The sequence below is a fragment of the Pseudoalteromonas sp. 5Ae-yellow genome (genome assembly GCF_014077565.1).
Classification (GTDB): Bacteria; Pseudomonadota; Gammaproteobacteria; order Enterobacterales; family Alteromonadaceae; genus Pseudoalteromonas.
In genome coordinates, this window is the sequence record NZ_JACGWD010000048.1 from 23,190 (window position 1) to 35,825 (window position 12,636).

Here is a 12,636-nt window from a genome sequence, read left to right on the forward strand (position 1 = left end):
GTTACCCATATTGTGATACCCGCGTTCAATGTTTAAGTGATAGTTAAACAAGGCGAGCTAATTTTGTTGTCAGGATGAATATTAACGCCAGATTTATTTTATTAACAACTTTATGCATACGTATTCAACAATTTCAATGTAGCCTAACATTAACACATATTACACACGTTTATTTTTAACCAATTGATTTTATTAGTAATAAAGTAGATAAAAAACACAAGACAAACATCAATAGTCAAATCAATTCTATTGAAACTTAATGGCACTTTTACTTAAATGTAAACAAGGTGAAGTTAACTATCACTGTCAAATAACGTTTAAATTATTCCACATTTACCAAGCGTTAAATTGGTCAGACCATTTAATATAGATCCTGGGATATATTTCCCTTACAGTACAATCTGTTAGATTCAATTTAACTAATAAATCAATGACTGACGTAATTGGTAAACAATAGATACGCAAAATGAACGCTACTAAAGCCACTCTAACCACTTATTTTTAATAAATTTATTGCATTATTTTTAGTGCATACGTATGCAGACTTTTTACAGGATTAAAGGCTTCACGTATGCTTTTTGCAAATAACGTGATTAATCGTAATCACAATAAAGAATAGTCTAAATACTGTGTAGAATGACGGAGAAAAGCATGACCCAAAAGCAGTGGTATAAAGGTGCGGTGATTTATCAAGTTTATCCGCGTAGCTTTCAAGATAGCAACAACGATGGTATTGGTGATTTAAAAGGGATTATTAATCGTATTGATTACATTAAAAGCTTAGGCGTTGATGCAATTTGGATTTCACCTTTTTTCAAATCGCCAATGAAAGACTTTGGCTACGATATTAGTGACTACCGTGACATTGACCCGCTTTTTGGTGATTTAAACGATTTTGATGAACTTATTAGCCAAGCCCATGATCGCAATATTAAAATTATAATTGACCAAGTACTAAGCCATACATCAGATCAACACCAATGGTTTACAGATAGCCGCGAAAATCAAAATAACGATAAAGCGGATTGGTATGTTTGGGCTGAAGCCAAAGATGACGGCACAGCACCTAATAATTGGCTGTCTATTTTTGGTGGTGGTGCTTGGCAGTGGGAGCCTCGTCGCGGGCAATACTACCTACATAATTTTTTAACCGAACAACCGGATCTTAACTTTCATAACCCAGATGTTCGAAAAGCTGTGCTTGATAATGTTGAGTTTTGGCTTAAAAAAGGCGTTGATGGGTTTAGGCTTGATGCAATTAATTTTTGCTATCACGACGCGCAATTACGTGATAATCCGGCTAAACCAAAAGATAAGCGCCAGGGTCGTGGTTTTAGTGAAGATAATCCGTATGCATTTCAGTACCATTACTACAATAATACTCAGCCTGAAAATATTGAGTTTATGCAAGATATTCGCACATTACTTAATAAATACCCAGGTACTGTATCGCTTGGCGAAATCTCATCAGAAGATTCATTAGCTACAATGGCGCAGTACACCCAAGGTGGCGACAAACTGCACATGGGTTATAGCTTTGAGCTATTAACAAATGATTACTCAAGTGAATATATTAGAACTACGGTTCAAACTCTAGAACAACGTATGACTGAAGGCTGGCCATGCTGGGCATTCAGTAATCATGATGTAGAGCGCGTAGCGAGCCGCTGGAGCGAAAATGGCGAAGTAAACCCTCAACAATGTAAAATGCTAACCGCCCTATTAGCTTCTCTTCGTGGCAGCGTGTGTATGTATCAAGGTGAAGAGCTAGGTCTAGGTGAAGCAAGTGTGGCATTTGAAGATTTACAAGACCCTTACGGCATTACGTTTTGGCCTAATTTTAAAGGGCGTGATGGCTGTAGAACACCAATGCCTTGGGATCTAGCTGATTCATCTCATGCAGGTTTTAGTGAAGTAAAACCTTGGCTACCCGTTGATAATGCACATAAGCAGCAATCAGTAGCTATACAAACAGATGATAACAACTCAATTTTAAATGCCTACCGTGAGTTTATGGCATGGCGAAAAGGCCAAACAGTTTTACTTGAAGGTGATATTGAATTTATAGAAACGCCAGAGCCTGTGCTTGCTTTTTATAGAACGCTTGGAAAGCAAAGAATGCTTTGTATGTTCAATCTCAGCGCTAAGCAAACAAGTATTGATATGCCAACATCAATCGTTAAAGAATACACCGAGCTTAGCCACCACAGCGCAAAGTTAGACCGAGGCACCACAATACTTGAGCCTTACGCATGTTTTTACGCTCAGTGTTAATGACTCAAAAGTTACGTTTAGTGTATACGTAAGCGCGTTACACACGAAAAAGCCCAAGCTATTCACTTGGGCTTTTTTGTATTTAATGCATTCTAGTGACTTTTAGTTTCAACATTTAGACATTCAGTTAAAGCAAATAATACGGCTGATATTACAAACTTAAAATATCCTCATAGCAGAAATATACAATGGCGCTTATCCATTTCATTTTTGAACCTAAAAAATCACTTTTCCTAAAACAATTTAAAGGTTATTAATATAAAGCGCAGAATCAAGTTTTCTTAGCTACTAAATATATTACTCCAGCTGATAATGCTGTACTTACTAAAGTTAAAAAACTGACAAGTAAATTACTCATCCTCACGATAAAAAAATTTCGTTATCTTTTATTTCAATTTCGATTAAAAATCAGCATACCAACAGAGTTGTTCTGAATTGGGCACTACTGATTTATACCTAACTTTAAACTGGATAAATCAGTCATCACACCATTTTTTTAGGAATAAACGAATGAAAAAAGCATTGCTAGCATTAATCGTAGCACCACTATTTGCAGTATCTGCGACTTACGCGGTTGCAGACGATGCGCCAACAGCTTCAGCCGAAATGATAAAAGAATACACAGAAATGTGTGTTAACTGGGCTAAAGATGATGACGTAAGCAATGAAGAGCTAAATGCCTACGTATTAAAATGCGTAAATGATGAGCTTGAATCTGAAGGCTATAAAAAAGTATCTTCTGTTAAGATTTAATTATACCAATTACATTTAATTAGTGATCAATTATAGCGCTAAGAATATAGCTCAATAACTAAGCGAAAAAGCATGACATATATTTGTTCTCGGCAGCTGCTCCATGCAATGCCTACTCTCTGCATCTATGCAGTCATATATGAATAGTTTTTAACGCAGTAACTGAGTTATTTAATACGCTAAAATCAGCATGTTTTTAATCAAATTGGTAACACGCTTAGGTGAATGTACTGCTAATAAAGCCGTTGCGAAAGCACTCAACTAGGCACAAAAAAACCGGAATAGACACAAGCTGTGCATTCCGGTTTTTTTATGACTTTTTTAAATCTACAAAAGCTATGAATAAGCAATAACGAGCTTATTCATCTTCTTTTTTAGCTTTCGCTTTAGGCTTAGCTTTAGCTGGTGCCTTTTTTGCATCTGCTTTCTTTTTAGGCGCTGCTTTTTTCTTCGCTTCTTCTGTCCATTTACCTGCCTCATAATGAGCAGTCCAGCCGGTAGCTTTACCGTCAACTTCAGTCATAACATACTGAGCTTTATTTTTACGGCTGTAGCGTACAACAGCAAGATTACCATCAGGATCTTTAGCAGGTGCATCTGCTAAGTAATAAAACTTAGGCGAGATACGGTCTCTAAAGCGTTTTAACTCTTCTACCTTAGGCGCACGTGTTTCACGAGACTTAGGAAAAGTATTTGCAGCTAAAAATATACCAGCTGCGCCATCACGTAATACAAAATACGCATCTGACTTTTCACACTCTAATTCAGTAATGTGAACAGGGTCTTCTTTTGGTGGAGCAGCTTCGCCGCTTTTAAGTAGTTTACGTGTGTTTTTACACTCGTCATTATTACAGCCAAAATACTTACCAAAACGACCCGATTTAAGTTCCATGTCAGAGCCACATTTATCACATTCGATAATTGGTCCGTCATAGCCTTTAATTTTAAAGGTACCTTCTTCAACTATATGCCCTTTACATGCCGGGTTATTACCACACACATGTAATTTACGGGTTTCGTCTATTAGGTATGAATCCATTGCAGTTTCACAAATAGGACAACGCTTCATCTGCATTAACTTTTCAGTTTCTACATCTTCTACATCAGCTGCAACTGCTTCATCACCCGACACCAAGTTCATTGTTGTAGTACAACGCTCTTTTGGTGGAAGGCTGTAACCAGTACACCCTAGGAAAACACCAGTTGATGCCGTTCGTATACCCATTTTTCGGCTACACGTAGGACATTCAATATCGGTTTCAACCATCTCGTTAAGACGCATGCCACCGTTCTCTGGCTCGTCTTTAGCAACAGTTAATTGCGTTGAAAAATCAGCATAAAACTTATCTAGAACTTGAGTCCATACACGCTCGCCTTCAGCGATATCATCTAAACGGCCTTCCATTTTAGCTGTAAAATCAAAGTTCATTAAATCAGTGAAATTTTCAACCAAGCGATCGGTAACTATTTCACCCATTTTTTCAGCGAAGAAACGGCGGTTTTCTACACGTACATAACCACGATCTTGAATCGTTGATATAATTGACGCATAAGTAGATGGACGACCAATACCGCGTTTTTCAAGCTCTTTTACTAAACTTGCTTCACTAAAGCGCGCTGGCGGTTTAGTAAAATGTTGCTTAGGATCGAGTTCGATTAAAGTAAGGACTTCACCTTCTTTAACAGCCGGTAGTGATTGATCTTCTTCGTTTTTCTTACGTATTGCAGGTTGTACTTTTGTCCAACCATCAAAGCGGAGCACACGGCCTTTCGCTTTAAGCTGGAAGTCGTTAGCTGCAACAGTTAGTGTTGTTAAATCATATTCAGCAGGTACCATTTGGCACGCTACAAATTGACGCCAAATTAGCTCGTACAGCTTTTTAGCATCGGCGTCAACACCTTCAACATGACCAGATAACACGGTAACGCTTGAAGGACGTATTGCCTCATGCGCCTCTTGTGCATTGCCTTTAGAGCTGTAGCTAATTGGATCTTTTGGTAAGTATTTAGCACCAAACTCGTTTGTTACATACTCACGACACATTTCAACGGCATCTTTTGAAAGATTAGTTGAATCAGTACGCATGTACGTAATATAACCGCCTTCATACAAACGCTGAGCAAGCATCATGGTCTTTTTAACGCCATAACCTAAACGTGTGCTTGCCGCTTGCTGCATGGTTGAAGTAATTAATGGCGCACTTGGGCGACTTTTACTTGGTTTTTCTTCAACGCTAATTACTTTGTATTCTGCATTCTCAAGGCTTTTAACCGCTGCGCTAGCCTGAGCTTCATTTACAGGCTTAAATGCCTTTCCTGCTTGTTTGGTTACTTCTAAGCGTAACTCAGACTCAGTATTCTTAACGTCAGCGTGAATATCCCAAAACTCTTCAGGGATAAATGCCTTAATTTCACGTTCACGCTCAACTAATAAGCGTACCGCAACAGACTGAACTCGTCCTGCAGATAGACCACGTGCAACTTTTGCCCACAACAAAGGAGAAACCATAAAGCCTACAACACGGTCTAAAAAGCGTCGTGTTTGCTGAGCGTAAACCATGTCAGTATTAAGCTCACCTGGTGTTTCGAAGGCTTGTTGTATTGCGTTTTTGGTAATCTCGTTAAAAACTACGCGCTTATACTTTTCAGGTTCACCGCCAATGATTTCTTGAAGGTGCCAAGCAATTGCTTCCCCTTCTCTATCCAAATCCGTTGCGAGGTATATTTGATCTGCATTTTCAGCCAGCTTTTGTAATTCTTGAACAACTTTCTCTTTACCTGGCAGGATTTCATAATGCGGCTCCCAACCTTGCTCAGGATCAATACCCATACGCGCGACCAGGTTAGTATAATCTCGTTGCTTTTTATACGCTGCTTTCTCTTCAGGCTCCATTTTGCGAACTTCTGCTGGCGTTTTAGTTGCCGGCACTTTAGCTTTGCTCGAACCTGAAGTAGGTAAATCACGTACATGCCCAATACTGGACTTTACGATGAAGTCATTACCTAAATATTTATTAATTGTTTTAGCCTTAGCAGGTGACTCTACAATTACTAGCGATTTGCCCATAGTTGCCTATTTCTAACCAAATATTAAAAATGTGTTTTGCCGACATAAGCGGCGCGAATATTTATAGGTATATCTACAAACACTAGTTGTTACAAGCTTTTAATACAAACTTTTCAGTATTTACTGAATAAACGAACAATTTTTGTCGTTAAATTAAACAAACAGGTGTTTTTAGATTAATTGATGTGGAATATATAGAACAGAAACAAAAATGCCAACCTAAAGGTTGGCATTTTTTATTTTAAACTACTCATTAGCAATCAACTATCATCACTTATTGCAATTTGAGCTGTTGAAATGTTGCCTTTACCAGTCGTAAACTCAACGGTTAAGAAGCCTTCCGTTTTATCATTTCCTTCTGCTTCGCGGCTAATTGATAGAGCTTCACCAAATGCAAACGTTGCATTTGAATTGCGAATATCAAAACCATCTGTACCGCTGTATTCACCATTACCAGCAGATATAGCTACGCTGGTACCTGCAGGCATTGGGTTATTATATATATCAGAGTAATAAACAGCGAAAGTTAAGGCGGCTAATTCAACACCAGAATCAGCAGTTGTAAGATTTATATTTCTCACGTCACAATAACTAGTATCAGCTGTTTCCTCTAGGTCTAGTACACGCGGACCTTTTAAATTTTCTTCAGCTGCAGGAAAACGTCGGATTAAATTACATTCCTCAATATCTCTAGCAAGTTGCATAGCATTCTCTGTGAAAACGTCAGGATCATCCTCAGTGGTTTCAGCTAGTGCATCAGCGAATCGATTACGTAGCTCATCTTTTGTTACTACAAATCGGCTGTAAGCAGTACTGCCAGACATAATAATTTCAAACGAATCTCGAATATCAACTAATTCTTTAGTACAAAGGCTTTCAAATGTGTCACCATCAGTTGGTGTTGTTGCTTCCGCTTTACATACTAAACCATTATATTTTCCATCAGCTAGCGTGTGCATACCATTGAGGTCAATATCCCAGTTTTCTTCAAAATGTCCAGCATTTGTATTCTCTGGGCTACATGGATCATCACTATCGCCTTCTTGACAGTTATCAGCGGCTTTTATCACTGTCGCTGTAACAGGATCATAAATACCAGCTAAGCCATCATAAACACCGTTTTCATTGTGATCGATAAATGCTTCTGTTAGATCATAGCCACTATAATATTCGTTGGTATCAAAACGCCCATTTCCGTTAATGTCAATGAACGATTCTTGACCTTTAGCGGTAACAAGCACTGTTGCACGACCACCAAGCGGGACGCCATTTTCATTGAAAGCAGCATTTAAAATACCGGCCATACAAGGTGCTGCAGAACCAAAGTAAAGATCACAGTTAAGTTCATTAGTTTCACTTTTAGGGTTAATGCTGTTAATCTTATTGCCCCATTTTGCATCTGTGAATGGTTTTGGGTTTTGTGAACGCCATTGAGCAACGCATTGACCGTCGACTGTATTACACTCAAGCTGCGGATTAAACTCTGTACCATCAATGGTACCAATAGCACCACCTTCAGTTGTTAAGTATACCGATGTACCATCAGGAACAGGGTTGTTAAAATGATCAGCTAAATAAACATTAACTTCTTCAATATCACCGGTATAACTTAACGCTTCAATATTGAAGTTAGTTGGTGCAGCAGTGAAACTATTGCCATCTGGTAAACCCGAACTAATCGAAACTAAATCAGATACTGTAATTACTTGCTCATCTAATGAAACTAATGAAAGCTCTCCGGTTGGACATGAAACATTGGCATCACGCTCAGCATCATCAAGAAGACACTCATCATAAAGTTCTTTCCAGCATGTAACGTTGTCGTTTTGGTCAGCTGGAATAAGTTCATCTGGGATGTAGCAAGCTTGCACACGCACAGCCTTAGGAACAAAACCAGAGTTCACTTGAATACGTGCTAAACCTTCAGAGTCTGTTGAAACACTAGCATGCGAATAACCGGTTGCATCTGTAACTTCAGAAAGTGATATGCCACCATTAGTCGAGCTTAAACGAAAGTCTAAGCGCTTTTGCTTAGCAGTATTACCTATTTCATCTGTTAATTTGAATGTAAGTTGGCTGATTTCTTTACGAGAAACTCCACCAGTCCCTTTTAGTGCAATTACATTTTCTGATGCTTCAACAAATTCAATCGAGCTTACTGCGGCAGCCGATACAGGTACATTAACTGTAACAACTTTTGGTGTACCACCAGTAAGCACTGTCGCTGTAACCGTATCGCCTTGTGATGTGTTACAGCCATTACTTCGGTATGTCGCTGTTGCAATACCACTAATACTCGTTGCAGTATCATCCATTACCGCAAGATCAGATTCAACACAACCAGATGTGAATTCAACATCTAGTGGAGTCACAAACAAATCTCCATTTGCATCATAAATATTTACTGAAATAACCGTGGTAGCTCCAGCTGCTAGCGGCACAAATTCGCTATCAATCACATTGCCAGCATCATCTAATTTATTATATAAACCATTTGAAATTTCAACACTTAATTCTGCTGTAGCGATTTCAAATGCTTTTGAAGCAGTAACTGATTTAGCAGTAACAGATACTTCTCCCGCACCACTGTTTGCCCCTGGCTGTAATTTTAAAATTGCAAAACCAAAGTTATCTGTTAGTGCCTTACCTGATTCTGGTAACAAGGCACCAAGGTCTGTAGATAACTCAGCTATAATGCCATCAATACCATCACCTGAACTTGTATCTGTGACTTTAATCATAACGTCAATAAGTTCATCAGAAGAAAATTGATTTACAACATTACAACCAGATGCGAGATATGTGCTTTCGAGGGATGTTGTGTTGCGATTAGCATCCCAATTACTTGCACAGCCTTGTAATAACTTGATATCAAGCTCTGCTTCAGCAGTTTCAACAGGTGCATCATCACCATTTGAAATAAAGCCTGCAACTTTAGTGATGCTATTACCGCTTTCATCCGTATAAATGGCAACAACTTGGCCCGCACCTTTTGAATCACCGCTACTGAGCGTTACGGAAGCTTTACCACTCGCGTCTGTTAATGCCGTACCTAACACAGGTGTGATTTTACCTGTGTAGTTAGTTGTAAAAGAAATTAGCTGGCCTTGTAAAGGTTCATCTTCATCTAACAAGGTAGCGGTAACCGTCCCTTTATTATCTTTACTGACTGGATTTTCAGCTGTAAATGGCGAACCAGTAATATCTAAAATTGAAATATCTAGTTCAATACTTCCACTTATACTTGAGTCATCATTCTCAGAACCATCTGATGCAAATCCAAACGAATCACTGTAGGTGTCTTCACCGTTAATATAGGTAGCAGTAATAATACCCGCCCCCGCAGTATCGCCTGCCGTAAGAGTGATCGATGCTCCACCATCAGTGTTAGTTAAAACCGTGCCAGAGACTGGGTCAAGTAAACCAATAGAATCCGCTAACGTGAATGTAATACGCTCGCCAGACACTGCATCACCATCTTCATTAACTAAACTAGCTCTTAATTCTAAAGGAGCATCAGCAGTCACACTATTCGACTCAGTATCACTCGCTTTCAAATAACCTTTCAAACTTATTGTATAGGTTGATGTTTCCGTAGTGGAATCACCATCACTAATAGAACCGTCTTTTTCAAGTGACCCACCGCCACCACAAGCTGTAAGAAAAAAACTGAGCAATGAGATGCTGAGTAGTCGCATTAAAGGCATAAACCTCTCCCTAGCGTTGTTATTATAATCAAAATTAATTCCTGCTTAATATTAACCTATAACTTAGTCTAAAATCACAGTTTTTTATTACTTTTTTGAGTGAAATATTTTTAAATAAATACTAACTTTTTCTGTAGTAAATATTTCCTTGCTGGTAGTCTATGGCAAATTTATAAAATGTAGATCAGGAAATATGTCAAAAATCCGTTCAATGAGTTTAACCACTCGCATCATGATTGGTATGGCGCTTGGGGTTACAGTAGGTTTTATATTTCAGGCTATATTAGCTGGTGAAGACGATTATCTAATACCACTTGGGTTATTCTCTTTGCCAATTAAAGCCTTTTTTGTTGATGGTATTTTCCATGTTGGTGGTCAAATATTCATTGCCAGCTTGAAAATGTTAGTGGTGCCTCTTGTTTTTGTATCGCTTGTTTGTGGTACCTGTAGCTTAAGTGACCCTAAAAAATTAGGTCGCCTAGGTGGTAAATCTATTGGTTTATACTTATTAACGACGGCTATTGCTATAACAGTCGCAATTACACTTGCCTTATTATTTAGCCCAGGTGAAGGTATAAGCTTGCCATCTAATGCAACTTACGACGCGAAAGAAGCGCCTACCCTAGCGCGTGTAATTATAGATATGTTTCCTACAAACCCTTTTGAAGCGATGGCCAAAGGTAATATGCTTCAAGTTATTGTGTTTGCACTTTTATTTGGTGTAGCAATGGCATTAAGTGGTAAAGCAGGAAAGCGTGTTGCTACCGTATTTGAAGATTTAAACACTGTGATTTTAAAACTAGTTACGCTTTTAATGAATATTGCCCCTTATGGCGTATTCTTTTTAATGGCAAAACTGTTCACAACAATTGAGCTTAACTTAATTGTGAGCTTAGCCAAATACTTTGGCGTTGTAGTGTTAGCACTGTTATTACATGCGCTTGTAAATTACACCGTATTACTAAAAGTACTTACAGGCTTAAACCCACTTATTTTCTTAGCAAAAATGAAGCACACATGCTTATTTGCATTTAGTACTTCAAGCTCAAGCGCAACTATGCCTATTACACTTGAAACAGCAACTAAAAAGCTAGGCGCTAACAACTCCGTTGCCTCATTCACTATCCCTCTAGGCGCGACCATTAACATGGATGGCACTGCCATCATGCAAGGTGTGGCTACCGTGTTCATTGCACAAGTGTTTAGTGTCGATTTGACAATATCTGATTATCTAATGGTTATATTAACAGCAACACTTGCCTCTGTAGGTACAGCAGGCGTACCTGGTGTTGGTTTAATAATGCTGGCAATGGTACTTAACCAAGTTGGCTTACCTGTAGAAGGGATTGCAATTATTATCGGTGTAGATAGATTACTTGATATGACACGTACAGCAGTTAATGTAACCGGCGATTGTATGGTTACCTGTGTTGTTGCCAAGTCTGAAGGTGAGCTAGATGAGAGCATATTTAACGATCCTAATGCAGCTAAAGACTTAGAAGATTATCATAAATCTATTGACTCATAAGCTACATTTATACAGCTATAAAAAAACCTTGATGCAATCCATCAAGGTTTTTTTTCGAGTAAAAATAATTAAACTGAATCCTGAAAAAGATTCTAATCTAAGGATTTAACGACTTAAACTTAGAAAGTAAGTTTATTCCGACTTTATTTACACCACTACTCAAGCCAAGAGCTAGCTTATCGCTCAGCCCTTTTTTAACTTTGTATTTAATCTTATAAATTTGACGCTCATGTTGCTGCTCTAGCAATGCATCATCACTCGTTTTTATTACGTCTACCAAGCCTTTATCTATCGCTTGAGTTGCAAACCAATGCTCACCTGTCGCAACTAAGTTTATATCTAAGCTTGGACGTTGAGTGCTTACAAACGTTTTAAATAAATCATGTGTTTGTTCAATTTCTTCACGAAATTTTTCACGGGCCTTATCTGTGTTTTCACCAAATAAAGTAAGTGTGCGTTTAAATTCACCTGCTGTTATTTGCTCAAATTCAACATCATTTTTCTTTAATATTTTATTAAAGTTAGGTATTTGAGCTATCACACCAATAGATCCAACTATTGCAAAAGGCGCTGCAAGTATCTCATCCGCGACACACGCCATCATGTAACCACCACTTGCTGCCACTTTATCAATTGCAACACTCAGAGGAATACCCGCACTTTTAATACGCTGTAACTGAGATGCAGCAAGTCCGTAGCCATGTACAACACCGCCACCACTTTCTAAACGAATAAGTACTTTGTCTTTACTTGGATCGGCAATAGAGATAATGGCTGTAATTTCTTCTCGCAGGCTTTCTACTTCGTGAGCGTCCATACTACCCACAAAGTCAATTACATATAAACGAGGTTTAGGCTCATCTTTATCTGCTTTTTTACTTTTTGATTTAAGCTGTTTTTGATGCGCTTTAAGCTCTTTTTTACCCAACGTATTTTGTAAAAAACTTTCTTTAAGTTCAACTAGCTGCTCTGATATATCGTCAATTTGTATTTCACCTTTTTTGGCCTTTGGCTTAACTGCAGCGCCAACTATTAGCATTAAAATAACTGCTATAGCGATAACAAAAGTGACTGTCTTAGCAAAAAACAAACCGTACTCGTATAAAAATTCCAACAGGTTTCTCCATTTATAAATTTCAGCTAATTTAGCATGCTTTAAAGCAAAAAAAAGCCACTTTTCAGTTAACACCGATCAGTTAAGGTATTTTTGATCGGTTGACCGATCTTTTGGTTGCTTCACAATACCCTTATCATCTTTTGATTATGAGGGTATTTTTATGCTTAGTCATTGGTTACTTGATACAGAT

The 12,636-nt window shown here is 38.2% G+C and carries 6 protein-coding genes; 3 read left to right on the forward strand and 3 right to left on the reverse strand.

All coding sequences use genetic code 11. From position 1 onward, the window contains the following. Positions 1 to 651 precede the first annotated feature (651 nt). The gene (locus tag H4J63_RS13370; protein WP_182197039.1) at positions 652 to 2,274 is read left to right on the forward strand and encodes an alpha-glucosidase family protein; all 1,623 of its coding nucleotides are present in this window, start codon (positions 652 to 654) and stop codon (positions 2,272 to 2,274) included. 510 nt (positions 2,275 to 2,784) lie between these two features. Continuing rightward, entirely contained in the window at positions 2,785 to 3,027 is a 243-nt protein-coding gene (locus H4J63_RS13375; protein WP_002959734.1) for a hypothetical protein, read from the forward strand. A 358-nt stretch (positions 3,028 to 3,385) separates the two neighbouring features. Here the strand turns inward: H4J63_RS13375 and topA are convergent, their stop codons facing one another. Next, positions 3,386 to 6,094 (reverse strand): type I DNA topoisomerase, encoded by a 2,709-nt coding sequence (gene topA / locus H4J63_RS13380; protein WP_182197041.1) that lies wholly within the window; start codon positions 6,092 to 6,094, stop codon positions 3,386 to 3,388. Between the two features lie 260 nt (positions 6,095 to 6,354). After that, positions 6,355 to 9,801: a hypothetical protein gene (locus H4J63_RS13385; RefSeq protein ID WP_182197043.1), complete on the reverse strand. Its 3,447-nt coding sequence runs from the start codon at positions 9,799 to 9,801 to the stop codon at positions 6,355 to 6,357. A gap of 193 nt (positions 9,802 to 9,994) precedes the next feature. On the opposite strand from H4J63_RS13385, the gene H4J63_RS13390 reads away from it, so the two are divergent. Then, positions 9,995 to 11,329: a dicarboxylate/amino acid:cation symporter gene (locus H4J63_RS13390; RefSeq protein WP_182197045.1), complete on the forward strand. Its 1,335-nt coding sequence runs from the start codon at positions 9,995 to 9,997 to the stop codon at positions 11,327 to 11,329. A 97-nt stretch (positions 11,330 to 11,426) separates the two neighbouring features. On the opposite strand, the gene sohB is transcribed toward H4J63_RS13390, so the two are convergent. Further along, entirely contained in the window at positions 11,427 to 12,443 is a 1,017-nt protein-coding gene (gene sohB / locus H4J63_RS13395) for a protease SohB (RefSeq protein WP_007582588.1), read from the reverse strand. Positions 12,444 to 12,636 lie beyond the last annotated feature (193 nt).

Excerpts from the sequence above, each read along its gene's own strand:
- H4J63_RS13370 (WP_182197039.1), top strand. The coding sequence starts at position 652 with ATGACCCAAAAGCAGTGGTATAAAGGTGCGGTGATTTATCAAGTTTAT.
- H4J63_RS13390 (WP_182197045.1), top strand. The coding sequence starts at position 9,995 with ATGTCAAAAATCCGTTCAATGAGTTTAACCACTCGCATCATGATTGGT.
- H4J63_RS13385 (WP_182197043.1), bottom strand. The coding sequence starts at position 9,801 with ATGCCTTTAATGCGACTACTCAGCATCTCATTGCTCAGTTTTTTTCTT.
- topA (WP_182197041.1), bottom strand. The coding sequence starts at position 6,094 with ATGGGCAAATCGCTAGTAATTGTAGAGTCACCTGCTAAGGCTAAAACA.
- H4J63_RS13375 (WP_002959734.1), top strand. The coding sequence starts at position 2,785 with ATGAAAAAAGCATTGCTAGCATTAATCGTAGCACCACTATTTGCAGTA.